At 68.1% G+C, this 16,411-nt stretch carries 12 protein-coding genes and 2 pseudogenes; 11 read left to right on the forward strand and 3 right to left on the reverse strand.

Annotated features, from left to right (window positions below):
* Positions 1–7: 7 nt before the first annotated feature.
* From bamA to lpxB, 7 genes and pseudogenes are all read left to right on the forward strand, one after another.
* Positions 8–2,370: pseudogene (gene bamA / locus ACHMW8_RS19215) on the forward strand (outer membrane protein assembly factor BamA).
* A gap of 2 nt (positions 2,371–2,372) precedes the next feature.
* Positions 2,373–3,014 (forward strand): OmpH family outer membrane protein, encoded by a 642-nt coding sequence (locus ACHMW8_RS19220; RefSeq protein WP_125158531.1) that lies wholly within the window; start codon positions 2,373–2,375, stop codon positions 3,012–3,014.
* Between the two features lie 50 nt (positions 3,015–3,064).
* Positions 3,065–4,090, forward strand: coding sequence for a UDP-3-O-(3-hydroxymyristoyl)glucosamine N-acyltransferase (gene lpxD / locus ACHMW8_RS19225; RefSeq protein ID WP_395443445.1), 1,026 nt, complete (start codon positions 3,065–3,067; stop codon positions 4,088–4,090).
* Entirely contained in the window at positions 4,087–4,566 is a 480-nt protein-coding gene (gene fabZ / locus ACHMW8_RS19230) for a 3-hydroxyacyl-ACP dehydratase FabZ (RefSeq protein WP_395443446.1), read from the forward strand. Before lpxD ends, fabZ begins: the two co-directional genes overlap by 4 nt.
* The gene (gene lpxA, locus ACHMW8_RS19235; RefSeq protein WP_125158528.1) at positions 4,563–5,354 is read left to right on the forward strand and encodes an acyl-ACP--UDP-N-acetylglucosamine O-acyltransferase; all 792 of its coding nucleotides are present in this window, start codon (positions 4,563–4,565) and stop codon (positions 5,352–5,354) included. Before fabZ ends, lpxA begins: the two co-directional genes overlap by 4 nt.
* A gap of 9 nt (positions 5,355–5,363) precedes the next feature.
* Complete coding sequence (locus ACHMW8_RS19240; protein ID WP_395443447.1) at positions 5,364–6,206, forward strand: LpxI family protein; 843 nt, start codon at positions 5,364–5,366, stop codon at positions 6,204–6,206.
* Positions 6,206–7,396, forward strand: coding sequence for a lipid-A-disaccharide synthase (gene lpxB / locus ACHMW8_RS19245; RefSeq protein WP_395443448.1), 1,191 nt, complete (start codon positions 6,206–6,208; stop codon positions 7,394–7,396). The genes ACHMW8_RS19240 and lpxB overlap by 1 nt, the downstream gene beginning before the upstream one ends.
* On the opposite strand, the gene ACHMW8_RS19250 is transcribed toward lpxB, so the two are convergent.
* Complete coding sequence (locus ACHMW8_RS19250; protein ID WP_395446013.1) at positions 7,355–9,022, reverse strand: ATP-binding protein; 1,668 nt, start codon at positions 9,020–9,022, stop codon at positions 7,355–7,357. The two genes, lpxB and ACHMW8_RS19250, sit on opposite strands and share 42 nt — an antisense overlap.
* A 604-nt stretch (positions 9,023–9,626) precedes the next feature.
* On the opposite strand from ACHMW8_RS19250, the gene ACHMW8_RS19255 reads away from it, so the two are divergent.
* From ACHMW8_RS19255 to ACHMW8_RS19265, 3 genes are read left to right on the forward strand one after another with little or no spacing between them, the layout of a single operon-like run.
* On the forward strand, positions 9,627–10,481 hold the full coding sequence (locus tag ACHMW8_RS19255; RefSeq protein ID WP_395443449.1) for a hypothetical protein: 855 nt from the start codon (positions 9,627–9,629) through the stop codon (positions 10,479–10,481).
* On the forward strand, positions 10,466–10,960 hold the full coding sequence (locus ACHMW8_RS19260; protein ID WP_395443450.1) for a flagellar hook-length control protein FliK: 495 nt from the start codon (positions 10,466–10,468) through the stop codon (positions 10,958–10,960). The genes ACHMW8_RS19255 and ACHMW8_RS19260 overlap by 16 nt, the downstream gene beginning before the upstream one ends.
* A complete protein-coding gene (locus ACHMW8_RS19265; RefSeq protein WP_099577655.1) occupies positions 10,957–11,220 on the forward strand; it encodes an EscU/YscU/HrcU family type III secretion system export apparatus switch protein in 264 nt (87 codons plus the stop codon). The genes ACHMW8_RS19260 and ACHMW8_RS19265 overlap by 4 nt, the downstream gene beginning before the upstream one ends.
* A 57-nt stretch (positions 11,221–11,277) precedes the next feature.
* Here ACHMW8_RS19265 and gltA read toward each other — a convergent pair whose 3' ends face one another.
* Together gltA and gltX are read right to left on the reverse strand one after the other, a co-directional pair.
* Positions 11,278–12,558: a citrate synthase gene (gltA, locus tag ACHMW8_RS19270; RefSeq protein WP_125158524.1), complete on the reverse strand. Its 1,281-nt coding sequence runs from the start codon at positions 12,556–12,558 to the stop codon at positions 11,278–11,280.
* A 67-nt stretch (positions 12,559–12,625) separates the two neighbouring features.
* Complete coding sequence (gltX, locus tag ACHMW8_RS19275) at positions 12,626–14,053, reverse strand: glutamate--tRNA ligase (protein WP_395443451.1); 1,428 nt, start codon at positions 14,051–14,053, stop codon at positions 12,626–12,628.
* Positions 14,054–14,251: 198 nt separating this feature from the next.
* On the opposite strand from gltX, the pseudogene ACHMW8_RS19280 reads away from it, so the two are divergent.
* Positions 14,252–16,400 (forward strand): annotated as a pseudogene (locus tag ACHMW8_RS19280) (ComEC/Rec2 family competence protein).
* Positions 16,401–16,411: the final 11 nt, after the last annotated feature.

Raw genomic sequence — 16,411 nt, forward strand, 5'->3', positions numbered from 1 at the left:
TTCGTCCATGATTGGTCCCATGAACAAACTTCGCGCCCAAAGCGCCGCGTTCGCCACGGGTATGGCGCTGCTCCTCGGCTCGACGGCCCTGGTGGCTCCGCATCAGGCTTTCGCCCAGGCCGCTCAGACCGGCGTGGTCCAGCGCATCGTCGTTCAGGGCAACGAGCGCATCGAGCAGGGCACGGTTCTGTCCTATCTGCCGATCCAGCCCGGCGACACCGTCGATTCCCAGCGCCTCGACCTGGCGCTGAAGACCCTGGCCCGCACCGACCTGTTCGCCGACGTGAAGATCGAGATGCAGGGCGGCGACCTGGTCGTGAAGGTCGTTGAGAATCCGATCATCAACCAGGTGGTCTTCGAGGGAAACTCGTCCCTGAAGGAAGACAAGCTGAAGGACGAAGTGCAGATCCGCCCGCGCGGCATCTTCACCCGCGCCAAGGTCCAGGCCGACGTTCAGCGGATCATCGAACTGTATCGCCGCTCGGGTCGCATCTCGGCGACCGTGACGCCCAAGGTGGTCGAGCTGCCGCAGAAGCGCGTCGACCTGGTCTTCGAAATCAGCGAAGGCCCCAAGAGCGGCGTGCTGGGGATCAACTTCCTCGGCAACAGCGAGTACTCGGACAACGACCTGCGCGACGTGGTCGTGACCAAGGAAAGCCGCTGGTACAAGATCCTGACCAGCAACGACAATTACGACCCCGACCGGATCGAGTACGACCGCGAGCAGCTGCGCAAGCACTACCGCAACCGCGGCTTCTTCGACTTCCGCGTCGTCTCGTCGGTGGCCGAACTGGCGCCGGACAAGAACGGCTTCGCCGTCACCTACACCCTCGACGAAGGCCCGAAGTACAAGTTCGGCAAGGTTACGGTCGAAACCGAACTGAAGAAGCTGGACGGCAACCTGCTGGCCCAGATCCTGCCGATCCGCGCCGGCCAGCTGTACGAGGACGAGCGTATCGAGCAGGCCACGGACGCCCTGACCTTCGCGGCGGGCGCGGCCGGCTTCGCCTTCGTGGACGTGCGTCCGCGCTACGTCCCCAACCGCGAGACCAAGACCGTCGACGTGGTGTTCTCGGTCCGGGAAGGCCCGCGCGTCTATGTCGACCGCATCGACATCGTCGGCAACACCCGCACGCTGGACTACGTCCTGCGCCGCGAACTGGAAGTGGCCGAAGGCGACGCCTACAACCGCGTGCTGGTCGACCGCTCGAAGAACAACATCCGTCGCCTGGGCTTCTTCAAGGAAGTCGATATCGAAGACACCCCGGGCTCGGCCCCGGACCGCACCAACCTGAGGGTGAAGGTCGAGGAGCAGCCGACGGGCGAACTGTCATTCAGCGCCGGTTACAGCTCGGTCGATAAGTTGGTGCTCGACGTCGGTATCACCGAGCGCAACTTCCGCGGTCGCGGCCAGAACCTGCGGGCTCGCGCCTCGGTCGGTTCGCTGCGCCAGCAGGTCGATTTCGGCTTCAGCGAGCCGCGCTTCGCCGGCCGTAACCTGGTTGCGGGCGTCAACCTCTACACCTTCCGCTACGACCTGTCGGACTACGCGGCCTACGACACCAAGTCGGTCGGCGGCGACATCCGCTTCGGCTTCCCGCTGACCAACGACTCGTCGATGAGCCTGCGCTACACGGTCCGTCAGGACGAGGTCAGCGTCGCCGACAGCCTCTGCACCAGCGGTTCTGTCTCGCAGATCCTCTGCCTGCAGCGCGGCGCGTACATCACCTCGCTGATCGGCTACGGCCTGCGCATCGACAAGCGCAACGATCCGATCAATCCGACCCGCGGCTGGTTCGCCGACCTGAACCAGGATCTGGCCGGCATCGGCGGCGACGTGAAGTACCTCAAGACCGAAGCCGACGCCGGCTGGTACTGGGGCTTCAACAAGGATCTGGTGTTCAGCGCCACCGGCTCGGTCGGCTATATCGAGGGCTGGGGCGGCGACAACGTCCGCATCAACGACCGCTTCTATCGCGGCGGCACCTCGTTCCGCGGCTTCGAGATCGCCGGTATCGGTCCGCGCGACATCTCGAGCACCAACAACTCGATGGGCGCCAGCTTTACGCCATCAGCACCTTCGAGCTGACTGTCCCGACCTTCCTGCCCGAACAGTACGGCATCAAGGCCGCCCTGTTCAGCGACGTGGGTACGGCGGGTCTGCTGGATGATGTGGATCGTCAGCGTTCGCCCGGCGTGTTCGATCCCAACATCAAGGATAACCTCGGCCTGCGTGCTTCGGCGGGTATCTCGATCGACTGGAAGTCCCCCATGGGCCCCATTCGATTCGATATCAGCCGCATTTTGGCCAAGGAAGACTACGACCGAACCGAAACCTTCCGGTTCTCCACCTCCACAAGGTTCCAATAAACATGTCCAAGTTCCTGTCCGCGGCCGCGTCCAGCGTTGTCGCTCTCGCCCTCGCGACCAGCGCCTCGGCCCAGACGGCTCCGGCCGCCGCCGCTCCCGCGGCTCCGGCTGTCACGCATGGTCCGGCTCTGCCGGGCGTCTGCATCTTCTCGAGCCAGGGCGCTGTCGGCAACTCGATGGTGGGTAAGGCGGTCGATGCTCGCCTGAAGACCATCATCCAGCAGGTCAACGCCGAACTGACGGCCGAGCGCACCGGCCTCGACAACGAAGCCAAGGCCCTTGACGCCAAGAAGGCCACCCTGGCCCAGGACGCCCTGGAGCAGCAGGCCGCCGCTCTGCAGGTCAAGGCCAACGCCTGGCAGCGCAAGGGCCAACTGCGCCAGAAGGAAGTCGAAACCACCGAGCAGAAGGCGCTACAGCGCGTCTATCAGGAGATGGATACGCCGATCCGCCAAGTCTACCAGGCGCAGAAGTGCAGCATCCTGTTCGATCGTGAATCGGTGATGCTGGCCAACCCGGCGATGGACATCACCGGCGCCGTGGTCGCCGCGCTCGACGCGCGCATCAAGACCCTGACCTTCGATCGCGAACGTCTGGACCAAGGCGTCCCGGGCGCAGCGGCCCTGCAGCCGACCAATAAGTAAGCGAATCGTCTCCTTTAGGATTACCTAGGGGAACTTATTCGTGAGGAGCCATGCCGGACCCCCGTTTCTTCGATAACCTGGGTCCGGCATCGCTTTCCGAGTTGGCCCGGGCCGGCGCCGCCGAGTTGGCGGATGCCGCCCTGGGCGACCGGGCCATCATCCGCGCCGCGCCGCTGGATGACGCCGACGCGCGGGGCGTCGCTTTCTTCTCGGACGCCAAGCGCAAGGACGCCGCCGGGGCCACCCTGGCCGGGGCGTGTTTCGTGCGCCCCGAGCACGGCGATCTTCTTCCCGAGACCTGCGCCGCGCTGATCACCAGACATCCCCAGGCGGCCTGGGCCGCGGCCGTGAGCCGTCTTCATACGCCGCGCCGTCACGATCCATCCGCCGCCGCCCTTCATCCGGAGGCGGAGCTGGAAGATGGCGTCCTCCTGGCGCCCAACGTGACGATCGGCCAGGGAGCGAGAATTGGGCGCGGCACGCGGATCGGCCCCGGGGCCGTTATCGGTCCGGGCGTGCTGATCGGGCGTGACTGCGTGATCGGCGCCAACGCCGTCATCGGTTTCGCGCTCGTGGGCGACCGGGTTTCGATCTCGGCTGGCGCGGTGCTGGGCGAGGCGGGCTTCGGGGCCGCCGGCGGGCCGCGCGGCATGGTCGACATGCCCCAGCTGGGCCGGGTGGTGATCCAGGACAACGTCACGATCGGCGCCAACAGCTGCGTCGATCGGGGCGCCTTCGCCGACACCATGATTGGCGAGAACACCAAGATCGACAACTTGGTGCATGTCGCGCACAACGTCCGTGTAGGACGTAATTGCGTTCTGGCGGCCTATACGGGGCTGTCGGGAAGCACGATCGTCGGCGACGGTGTCGCTTTCGGCGGCAAGGCCGGCGTCGCCGACCATTTGAACATCGGCTCGGGCGCGAGCATCGGGGCCGCCGCCTCGGTGTTCAAGGACGTGCCGGAAGGTGAAACTTGGACGGGATTCCCGGCGCGGCCGCTCAAGCGGTGGCTTCGGGAGACCGCGTGGCTGTCGCGCATGGCGGGCGGTCGAGGGACGAGGGGCAGACCATGAGCGAGAACACCGAGCAAACGGTGCGGACCGATATCGACATCGCGGAGATCCTGGCGCGCATCCCGCACCGTTATCCGTTCCTGCTGGTGGACCGCGCCGAGAACTACAAGCCTGGCCAGTCGATCGTCGGCATCAAGTGCGTGACGATCAACGAGCCGTTCTTCCAGGGCCATTTCCCGGGCAACCCGGTGATGCCCGGCGTGCTGATCGTCGAGGCCCTGGCTCAGACGGGCGCGGTGCTGATGAGCAAGACGCTGGAAGTCGACACCGAAGGCAAGACCATCTTCTTCATGTCGATCGACGGCGTGCGCTTCCGCAATCCCGTGCGCCCGGGCGACGTGATCCGGATGGAGGTCGAGGTGGTGCGCGCGCGTTCGTCGATCTTCAAGTTCAAGGGCGTGGCCAAGGTCGGCGACAAGGTGGCCGCCGAGGCCGAGTTCGCCGCGATGGTGGTCGAGACGGGACCCAAGGCATGACCATCCATCCCACCGCCATCATCGCGCCCGAGGCCAAGATCGCCGCGGACGTCGAGATCGGGCCCTATAGCATCGTCGGCCCTGACGTGACCCTGGAGGCGGGCGTGCGGCTGCTGTCGCATGTGGTGGTGGAGGGCGCGACGACGATCGGCGAGAATTGCATCGTCCATCCGTTCGCCAATCTCGGCGGGCCGCCCCAGCATCTGGGCCACAAGGGCGAGCGCACCGAACTGCTGATCGGGCCGCGCAATATCATCCGCGAGCACGTGACCATGCACACGGGCACGGCCTCGGGCCGGGGCGTGACCACCATCGGTTCGGACGGCCTCTACATGGTCGGTTCGCACGTGGCGCACGATTGCATCGTCGGCGACTTCGTGGTGCTGGCCAAGGGAGCGACGCTCGGCGGTCACGTGGCGATCGGCGACTACGTGTTCATGGGCGGCCTGGCCGCCGCGCATCAGTTCTCGCGCATCGGCCGTTACAGCTTTATCGGCGGTTTGGCCGCCGTGACCAAGGACGTCATTCCGTACGGCTCGGTGTGGGGCAACCACGCCCATCTCGAGGGCCTGAATCTGGTCGGCCTCAAGCGCCGGGGCTTCTCGCGCGAGACGATCAACGCCTTGCGCGCGGCCTATCGCCTGATGTTCGCCGACGAAGGCACGTTCCAGGAGCGGCTCGACGACGTAGCCGAAACCCATGCGGCGATCACGGAAGTGATGGAGATCGTTGACTTCATCCGCGCCGACGCCAACCGTCCGCTCTGCCTGCCCGAGCGCGAGATCTAGGACCGGGTGATGCGTAAGCTGGGACTGATCGCCGGCGGCGGGTCGCTGCCCGTCGAACTGGCGGACCATTGCGAGGCCGCTGGCCGCGCCTTCGCCGTCATGCGGCTGCGTGGTTTCGCCGAACCTTCGCTGGCCCGCTATCCCGGCGTCGAGGTCGGCATCGGCGAATTTGGCAAGGCGTTCAAGGCGTTGCGCGCCGAGGGCTGCGAGGTCGTCTGCTTCGCCGGCGACGTGAAGCGTCCGGATTTCGGCGCGCTGATGCCCGACGCGCGCGGCCTGCTGATCATGCCCAGCCTGATCAAGGCGGCGCGCCAGGGCGACGACGCGCTGCTGCGCCGGGTGCTGGACGAGTTCGAGAAGGAAGGCTTCGAGATCGAGGGCGCGCACGAGGTGGTCAGCGAGATGACCTTGCCGCGCGGTCGCCTGGGCAAGTTCTATCCGCGCGACGAGCACATGGCCGATATCGACAAGGCCCTGCTGGTGGCGCGGGAGATCGGCCGGCTGGACGTGGGGCAGGGCGCCGTTGTCTGCAACGGCCTCGTCCTGGCGGTCGAGGCTCAGGAAGGCACCGACGCCATGCTGCGCCGGGTGGCCGAGCTGCCCCAGGCGATCCGAGGTTCGGCTGAGCGTCCGCGCGGCGTGCTGGCCAAGGCGCCCAAGCCGATCCAGGAGACCAAGGTCGATCTGCCGACCATCGGCGTCGCCACCATCCAGCGCGCCGCCCGCGCCGGCCTGGCCGGGGTGGTTGGCGAGGCCGGCGGCCTGCTGGTCGTTGACCGTGAGGCCGTGATGGCCTGCGCGGACGATCTGGGCCTGTTCGTGCTAGGGGTCGATCCTCGGGAGCAACCCTGATGGCTGCCCCGCCAAGCAGGCCCTTGAAAGTCATGCTGGTCGCCGCCGAGGCCTCGGGCGACGCGCTGGGGGCCGGCCTGACCAAGGCGCTGCGAGCGCGTCTGGGCGACAGCGTTACTTTCGTCGGCGTCGGCGGGGCGAAGATGGCCGAGCTGGGCGTCGATAGCCCCTTCGACATTGCTCAGTTGTCGATTCTGGGCATCGTGGAGGGGGTGAAGGCCTATCCGACGGTCAGGGCCCGCCTTAAAGACACGGTGGCTCTGGCGGCTCGCGAAAAGCCCGATGTGGCCATCCTGATCGACAGCTGGGGCTTCAACATCCGCCTGGCTCACGCTCTGCGGAAGCTGGATTCCAGGTTGCCGCTGGTGAAGTACGTCGCGCCGCAGGTCTGGGCCTATCGCGCGGGCCGCGCCCGGAGCCTGGCCAAGGCCTTCGATCTGTTGCTGTCGATCCAGCCGATGGACAAGCCGTATTTCGACGCCGTGGACCTGCCCAGCGTCTTCGTCGGCAACTCGGCCCTGGCCAAGCGTTTCGACCAAGCCGACGGCGCGAGATTGCGCGCGGCGATCGGGGTCTCGTCCTCGGCTCAAATCCTGCTCGTGCTGCCGGGCAGCCGCCCGTCCGAGATCGAGCGCGTTTTGCCAGCCTTCGAGGACGCCGTGCGCCGTCTGAAGGCCGAACGGCCTGAGCTGGAGATCGTCGTCCCCGCCGCCTACACCGTCGCCGAAGCCGTGAAGGCGCGCATCGCCGGCTGGCCGTTCCGGGCGCACGTGATCGAGGACGAACGGCTAAAGGACGACGCCTTTGTCGCCGCCGACGTCGCGCTGGCCTGCAGCGGCACGGTGACGACCGAGTTGGCCCTCGCCGGCCGCCCGATGGTGGTCGGCTACAAGACAGCGCCCCTGACCTACGCCATCCTCAAGCGCCTGATGAAGCCGCGCTGGGTCACGTTGTTCAACATCGCCGCCGATCGGGAGATCGCGCCCGAGCTGCTTCAGGACGCCTGCGAGGGCGAAGGCCTGGCCCGCGAAGTGGGGCGCCTGCTGGACGATCCGGCGCTGCGCGCCGCGCAGTCGGCCGCGCAGAACGCCGCGCTGAACAAGATGGGCCGAGGCATGCCCGACCCGTCGAAAGCCGCGGCCGACGCCCTAGTCGACTTCCTGGAGACGCGAAGCCAGGCTGCGGCCTGAAACCGCCCGGTCGACCGCGCCCAACAGCTTGGCCACGTCGATCGGCTTGCCGACATGGTCGTCCATGCCCGCCTCGATCAGCAGCTCGATCTGATGGCGCATGGCGTTGGCCGTCAGAGCGATCACCGGGGTGCGCGGACGGCCTTCCTCGGCCTCTAGTCGGCGGATTTCCTTCAGCGCCGTCAAGCCGTCCATGACCGGCATGTGGATGTCCATCAACACCACGTCCCAACGCTCGTCGCGCCATGCGGCCAGGGCCTTGGCGCCATTGTCGACGATGAGGGGCTCGACGCCGGCCTGGCTCAGGACCGAGCGCAGAACCAGCTGGTTGGTCGGGTTGTCCTCGGCGGCCAGGATGCGGAGGCCCGGCGCGGTGTCGGGCGCGGTCTCGTCCTCGGGCTGGGCGAACGTGTCGACCTTGGCCAACGGCAGGACGACGGTAAAGGCGCTGCCTTCACCCAGGCGGCTGAACAGGGTGATGTCGCCGTCCATGCGCCGGGCCAGCTCACGGCTGATGGCCAGGCCCAGACCCGCCCCGCCATGGCGGCGGGTGGCGATGTCGTCCAAGAGCACGAAGCGGCCGAACAGACGCTCCTGCTCGTCGGCGGCGACGCCGGGACCGGTGTCCGCGACCGTCACTTCAAGTCGGCCGCTCACGTAGTCAGCCGCGATCGACAGGCCGCCGGTTTCAGTGAACTTCACGGCGTTGGACAGCAGATTATGCAGGATCTGTCGAAGCCGGCCGGCGTCGCCCAGATAGGCGCCTTCGGCGGTCGGTGAGATGCTCAGGTCGTGGCTCAAGCCCTTGCCGTAAGCCAGGGCGGCGAAGGTCTGGCCGCAGCCGATCAGCAGTTCGCGCAGGTCGAACGGCTCTGGGCGCAGCTCCAGCTGTCCGGACTCGATGCGGGCCAAGTCCAGCACGTCGTTGAGGATATCCGTCAGGGCCTTGCCGGATTGGCGAACCACGTCCAGGCGGCCGCGCTGGGTCGGAGACAGTTCGTCGGCCTGCATCACCTGCGCCATGCCCAGGATGCCGTTCAGCGGCGTGCGGATCTCGTGGCTCATGGTCGCCAGAAACGACGACTTGGCCTGGTTGGCGCTGGCCGCCTCGGCCTCGCGGGCCTGGGCCAGGGCGGTGGCCGCCGCCATCTGCCGCACGGTCGCCTCGCGGTGCAGGGCGTAGCGCAGCACGTAGGCGAAGAAGCACAGCACCGCGACCAGAGAAAGCGCCAGCTGGACAGGGCCGGTCGATGGAAAGGTCAGAACGGTGATCAGCAGCACTTGCAGCACCACGGCGGCCAGGGCGGCCAGGCCGATCCGGCGAGAGATCACGAACTCGGCCGTGCAGCTCAGCGCGACGGCGCCCATCATGGCTCCTCCGGTCATCACCGAGGCGCGCGTGCCCACCATCACCAAGGCTGACGGCAGGCTGGCGTAGACGAAAGTGTAGACCAAGGTGAAGGCGGCCAGCACGGTCTCGAGGATCGGCGCAGCTTGGCCATGCTTGGCGATGAACCGGCAAAGCAACTGGCTGGCGCCGATCAGCGCCGCGGCGATGGCCAGCCAAGCGGCGCAGAGCCTGGGATCGAGCCAGGCGCAGCTCCCGGCGGCGGCCAGCACGGTCATCGGCACGATGGACAGTAGGTCGCGGCGCCGATGCTCGACGATGCTCAGCCACCGCGTATCCAGAACGCACCTCTTACGCCGGAACCATACTCACCCTAGAGGCGAGACATCGCGATGTTCATACTTCGAAGGTTAACCAGCGATTTACGTCCGGGGGCTAACGTCTTCATAACTGTCGCCGTGGAGCCGTTGTCGTGGCCATAGACCCGACCACGCCCGTGACCCCGATCCTTCCAGCCCCCGCGGCTGGGACGCCGGCCGATTCTGTCGCGACCCTTCAGGCCATGGCGCGCCAGGCGCTCGCCAATTCGACCGCTCAGCTGGGCGAGATCGTCGGTCGTCCGCCCGCCGCTCAATCCAAGCCCGGCGCGTCCGTCGAGCAGGCTGGGCAGGCCGGAGCCCACGACACCAGCCACGCCGCTGACGCGCACGGCGCCAAGGTCGCGCCACCAGCGCTTCAGCAGGCCGCTCTGGCGAAGCCCGAGACGCGGCTGGCGCGCGCCGTGCGCATCGCGGCCGCCGAGGCCGTGCCGCGTCAGACGGGCTTGGCTCCGCTGATGGCCAATATCCGCGCCGTCGTCGAACGCCCGACACGCCGGCCGAGGTGCGCGAGGCGGGGAGGGCGCTTCTGGCCAAGGCGCCTTCGGCCGCTCAGATCGCCACGCCCCAGGGCCTGCGTCAGGCTATCGAGCGGTCCGGCGTCTTCCTGGAGGCCAGTATGGCCCGCGCCGCCACCACGCCGGCCCTGGAGGGCTCCCCGCGTCTTCAAGAGGCTGGCGACATGAAGGCCGCGTTGCTGGTCTTCCGGGGCGCGCTGTCAGGCTGGCTGGCCAAGGCGCCGCCGCGTCAGACCTTGGAAGCGCCAATCGACGGACCGGTCTCGATCCCTGCGGCCGGCGAAAGAGCCGAGGGGCCATCGCCAGCGTCGCTTCGCGCCGTTCGATCCGTTCCGACGCCGCCGGCGATAACCCAGCGCCCCCCGACCGCCGCCAATTCCGCAGCTATCCAACCCGGCCTTGAGGCCGCGCCCAGGCCGCCAACCTACGCGCCGCCGATCCATTCGAGCGAGGTCCCCGATATCGCGCCGGCGGCTCTTCCGTCGGGCGCCAAGGCTCCGGAGCCGCCGCCCGAGGACGAAGGCCTCGCGGCGCGCTTCGGCGCCTTCGTGGCCGCGCCCAAGCCGTCCGCGACCGTCCAGACGCCCGTCCGGGCGGCGATGTCGGCGCTGGTTCAGTTGGGCCTGATCGCCGAGGAGGCTCTCGCCGAAGCGCCCGTCGCCGGGGTGGCCGCCGAGCCTAGACCGCTGACGCCAGGGGCTACGGCGCGGCGCCAGCCGAGGCCTCGCGCTCGAAGACGCCGCCCCCGCCCTACGCCGGCGGCCCGATGGTCGGTCAGAAGCCGGCCGCGCCCGAACTTCCCATTGACCCGTCGCCGGCCGATCTTGTGCGGCGCCTGCTGAAGGGAACCAACGGCGCCCTGGCCCGCCAGGATCTGATGCAGATCGCGTCGCTGCCGGAGGCGCACGAACCCGAGACCGCCGAGGCCCGGCCGCAGCAGGCCGGCCGCCTGAACCTCGACCTGCCGTTCATGACGCCACAGGGCGTGGCTGTCGCTCAGTTCGAGATCAGCCACGACGGCGGGGGCTCGGGGGGCGGCGCGGTCGGTCCGGCCGAACGCACCTACAAGGCGCGCTTCTCGCTAGACCTCGAGCCGCTGGGCCCTGTCCACGCCCTGATCACTCTGACCGGTTCGCACACGCGCGTGTCGCTGTGGGCCGAGCGGGCCGAAACCATCGCGCGCCTTCGCGCTGGCGAGGAGACCCTGGGCGCGGCCTTGCGCCGGGCCGAGTTGTCGCCCGAGGTCGCCGTACATTCCGGCGCTCCGTCCAGTCCGAGCGCCGGCAGTCCGCTGGGCCATTTCGTGGATCAAGCTTCATGAGCGGGATCACCGGACCCTCGGCTCGGCCGCGCATCGCCGTCGCGCTGCTCTACGAAGACCCCAACGCGCCCAAGGTCGTGGCCTCCGGCCAGGGCTGGCTGGGCGAGAAAATCATTGAGACCGCTCGCGAACACGGCGTGCCGATCGAGGAAGATCCCGTGCTGGCCCAGGCCCTCTCGACCCTGGAGATCGACGAGGAGATCCCCGAGGCCCTCTACCGCGCCGTCGCAGAGGTCCTGAGCTTCCTGCTAAAGCGCTAGAAACGAAAAAGGCCCCGCCGAGGCGGGGCCTGATCCGTGTCTCCGAGGGAGAAGCGTCTAGCGCTTTTCGACCGGGACGTAGTCGCGCTGCGTGGCGCCCGTATAGAGCTGACGCGGACGACCGATCTTGCGGGTCGGGTCCTCGAACATCTCCTTCCACTGGCTGATCCAGCCGACGGTGCGGGCCAGGGCGAACAGCACGGTGAACATGTTGGTCGGGAAGCCCATCGCGCGCAGGGTGATGCCCGAATAGAAGTCGATGTTCGGGTACAGCTTACGGTCGATGAAGTACGGATCGCTCAGGGCGACCTTTTCCAGTTCCTGGGCGACCTGCAGCAGCGGGTCGTTGTTGTGGCCCAGTTCCGCCAGCACTTCGTGGGCGGTCTTCTGCATGACCTTCGCGCGCGGGTCGAAGTTCTTGTACACGCGGTGGCCGAAGCCCATCAGCTTGTACTTGCGGTCCTTCACGCCCTGGACGTAGTCCGGGATGTTCTCGACCGAACCGATGGTCTCCAGCATCTCCAGCGCTTCCTGGTTGGCGCCGCCGTGCGACGGGCCCCAAAGGCAGGCGATGCCGGCGGCGATGCAGGCGAACGGGTGCGCGCCCGACGAACCGGCCAGACGGACGGTCGAGGTCGAGGCGTTCTGCTCGTGGTCGGCGTGCAGGATGAAAATCCGGTCCATGGCGCGGGTCAGCACCGGGTTCGGCTTCCAGTCCTCGGCCGGCACGGCGAAGCACATGCGCAGGAAGTTTTCCGAATACGACAGGTCGTTGCGCGGCGACACGAACGGCTGGCCGACCGTGTACTTGTAGGCGCGGGCGGCGATCGTCGGCATCTTGGCGATCAGGCGATGGGCGCTGATCTCGCGCTCACGAGCGTCGTCGACATTGATGCTGTCGGCGTAGAAGGCCGACAGGGCGCCGACGGCGCCGGTCATGACGGCCATCGGGTGGGCGTCGCGGCGGAAGCCCTCGAAGAAACGGTCGAACTGAGCGTGCAACATCGTGTGGTAGGTGATGTTGTGCTCGAACTTGGCGAATTCGTCGGCCGTCGGCAGTTCGCCGTTCAGCAGCAGGTGGCAGACTTCGAGGAACGAGGACTTCTCGGCCAGTTGGTCGATCGGATAGCCGCGGTGCAGCAGAACCCCGGCGTCGCCGTCGATGTAGGTGATCTTGCTCTCGCACGACGCGGTCGAGGTGAAGCCCGGATCGAACGTGAAGTGGTCGCTTTCAGCGTAGACTTTCCGGATGTCGAGGACGTCCGGACCCGTGCTGCCCTTGAGGATCGGCAGGTCGTAGCTCTTGTCGCCGATCGTCAGCGTGGCTTTATCGGTCATACTTAGACCCCTTCATAAATTGGAACGAGCAGTCCAACTTTCGTTTTCGCAGGTGCGTTATAGCGCCTCATGCGCGCGGCGCCAGGGCGTCGTCAAGGCGCCCCAAACTCTCTTCGCGCGAGAGGGCGGCCATGGTCTTGTTCAGATCGGGCGCCTGGGCGCCGCCGGTCAGAATCCCGCGCAGGGCCGGACCGAACTTACCAAAGCCGACGCCTTCGGATTCCGCGAACGTTTTCAACACGGTTTCCAGGGTCGCGGCGTCGAACGCCGGAGCGGCGGCCAGCTGATCGCGCAGGCGCTTGAGCCGCTCGACGGTTTCTTCGGTGAGCTGCTTTTGGGTTTTCTCTTCCAGCGCGAAGGGCCGTGTCTTCAGTGCGAACGCACAGTGGTCGACCAGCTCCAGGATGGTCTTGGCGCCTTCCTTCACTTCCGGAACGGTGCGGGCGATGCGCTCGCGGGCGTCGGCGGGCAGGGGCTCGCCGCGCTTCCGGGCGGCGTCCAGCGCCAGGTCCGTCAGGCGGGCGTCGTCGGCCTTGCGCAGGTGCTGAGCGTTGATGTGGTTCAGCTTGGCCCAATCCAGACGCGCGGGCGCCTTGACCACGTCGGCCACGTCGAACCAGGCGATCGCCTGCTCGTCGTTGAACACCTCGTCGTCGCCATGGCCCCAGCCCAGGCGCGCCAGGTAGTTACGCATGCCTTCGGGGATATAGCCGAGATCGGCGAACTCGCCGACAGCCTGGGCGCCGTGGCGCTTTGACAGCTTGGCGCCGTCCGGGCCATGGATCAGCGGGATGTGGGCGAAGGCCGGCACGCCCCAGTCCATCGCCTGGTAGATCAGGCTCTGGCGGGCGGCGTTGTTCAGGTGGTCGTCGCCGCGGATCACGTGGGTGACGCCCATGTCGTGGTCGTCGACGACCACGGCCAGGTTGTAGGTCGGGGCGCCGTCAGCGCGAAGCAAAACGAGGTCGTCCAGCTCGATGTTCTTGAAGGTCACCGGGCCCTTCACGAGGTCGTCGACCACGGTCTCGCCGTCAAGCGGGCCCTTGAAGCGGATCACGTGCGGGACCGACAGGTCGCCTTCTGGCGCGTCGCGCCAGGGCGAGCGTATGGCCTTGCCTTCGGCGCGGGCTTTCTCGCGGGCGACTTCCAGTTCCTCGACGGTCATCCAGCAACGATAGGCGCGACCCTTGGCGAGCAACGCGTGCACGACCTCGACGTGGCGCGGGGCGCGGGTGTGCTGGAACACGACCTCCTCGTCCGATTCCAGGCCCAGCCAGTTCAGCCCCTCGAAGATCGCCGCGACGGCGGCTTCGGTCGAACGCTCGCGATCGGTGTCCTCGACGCGAACAAGGAACTTCCCTCCCGTATGGCGCGCATATAACCAGTTGAACAGCGCCGTGCGGGCGCCGCCGATATGCAGGAAGCCGGTGGGCGAGGGGGCGAAGCGCGTGACGACGCCCGTCGAAGCGGGGCCGGTGGAGGTGGAGTTCGACATGGGCTTCAAAACTGTGGGGCTGGACGCCGAAATGGCGTTGACGAGCACGAACCGCAAGGCGGCTTGGATGGCGCGTCTTAGCACGCGGCTTCGCGCTGGACCTAGTGGTTTTCCGCATCGCGGCGAACTGAGAACGCTCGCCAAAAACACAAGGGTTTCCGGGTGTTAGGCGTTGAAGTCGTCGAGGCGCCGCCTTCGGTGTCCGCGCCCCGCCTATCGTTGTCCGCCGTGAAGGCCGCGCTGCTGGCCGAAGGTCGCGTCAATCTGGATCGGGCGTTCCTGTGGGCGCCGGTGGCGTTTGGTCTCGGCGCGGCGGGCTATCTGGAGGCTCGGGGCGAACCGGCGCTCTGGATGCTGGCGCTGGCGGCAGGATCGTTGGCGGCGACCTGGTGGGCCTGCCAACGCTGGAACGCGCCGGGCGTGCTCGTGGTGCTGGCCAGCCTCGCGGCGTTCGGGGCGGGCGGCGGTCTGGCCGCCAAGGTTCGGAGCGATCGCGTGGCCGCGCCGCTCGTGGTGGGGGAGCGGGTCGTGCGTCGGGTGGACGGATTCGTCGTCGACGTCGTCAGTCCCGGCGTGGGCGGACCGCGCTTGCTGATCGCGCCGGTGGCGGTCTCGGGCCTGTCGCCGGAACGAACGCCGCGCAGGATCCGCGTCACGATCGGAGAGAACGAGACGCCGGCGCCAGGGCAGGCGGTTCGGCTGCGGGCCATGCTGGGACCGCCACCGCCGCCGGCCGCGCCGGGATCCTATGATTTCGCCCGCGACGCCTGGTTCGACTCGATCGGCGGCGTCGGCTTCACGATCGGCGAGCTGGGGGCGGCGCGGCTCGATCCGCCGCCCCTGAGCTTGCGCCTGACCATGGCGATCAATTCCTTCCGCTGGACTTCTGGCTCAGCGGATTCTGGCGCGGATGGGGCCCAGCAGCGGCGGGATCGGCGCGGCCATGGTCACCGGCCACGAGGCCTGGATCACCGAGGACCAGACCGAGGCCATGCGCGCCTCGGGCCTGGCGCATATCCTCTCCATTTCCGGCCTGCACATGGCCATTGTCGGCGGTTTCGTGTTCGGCGCCGTGCGGCTGGGCGTCGCCGCTTGGCCTTGGCTGGCCTTGCGGGCGCCGGGCAAGAAGATCGCCGCTGTCGCCGGCCTTGCCGCCGTCCTGGGCTATCTCGTCATCTCCGGCGCGCCGCCGCCGGCCGAGCGGGCGGCGATCACGGCCAGCGTCGCCTTCCTGGCCATTCTGTTCGATCGCCGCGCCATCACCCTGCACGGCCTGGCCGTCGCGGCGCTGCTGATCCTGGCGATGAAACCCGAGACCGCCGGAGAGCCGGGCTTTCAGATGTCTTTCGCCGCCACCGCCGCCCTGGTGGCCTTGGCCGAAAGCTGGCCTCAGCCGGTGAAGGAGATCTCGACGCCGCGGTGGATCCGCTGGCCGCAGGCCGGATTGACCTGGCTGGCGGCCTCGGTCGCGGCGAGCCTGGTGGCGGGCCTGGCCACCGCGCCGTTCGCCATGCAGCACTTCAACCGCGTCGCCGTCTGGGGGCTGCCGGCCAACCTGGCGGTCGCGCCGCTCTCGTCGTTCGTGATCATGCCGTTCCTGGCGGTCGGCACGCTGCTGGAGCCGTTCGGCCTGGGCGCGCCGTTTCTGGTCGTGGCCGGTTGGGGAGTTGACGCCATGGTGGCGATCGCCAACGGCTTCGCCGACGCCCGCGGCGCCCAGAGGATCGTGGCCAGCGCGCCGCCGCAGGTCCTGGTGGTCGCGCTCCTGGGCCTGATGATCCTGTGCCTCTGGCGCGGCCGGCTGCGGTGGATCGGCGCTCCCCTGGCTCTGGCGGTCGCTCTGTGGCCAAGGCCCGCCGCGCCGGACGCCTGGATCGCCAGCGATGGCGCGACGGTCGCCGTCCGCTCGGGCGACGCGGCGGTATTGCTGCGCGCCGACGCCAAGCGGTTCGGCGCCGAGCTTTGGGCGCGCCGGCGCGGCCTGACGCCGGCGACCTGGAGCCTTTATGCCTGTGACAAACGGATCTGCGCGCCGGAGCCGGGCGCGCCCGTGCGCCTGTCGCTGGCGTGGAGTCGCAAGACACCCGACGCCGAAACGCTGGCGGGTCTCTGCGTGCGCAGCGAGGTCGTGGTGATCCGCGCCCCGGCCCCCGCGCGCATGCCGCCATTGTGCGCCGACACCGTGCTGCTGACCGCCGAGGACTTCGCGACGGGCGGGGCCGCGGAGCTCTATCGTCGGCCCGATGGCTGGCGCATCGTCTGGGCTCAGCCCCTGCGCGGCGACCGGCCGTGGAGTCGTCCAGCGGGGCGCCGCCTGCTGACAGCCGATGTCACCAGCGTCCGCTAAACCTTGGGACG

This window comes from Caulobacter sp. UC70_42 (genome assembly GCF_044056025.1).
Lineage (GTDB): Bacteria > Pseudomonadota > Alphaproteobacteria > Caulobacterales > Caulobacteraceae > Caulobacter.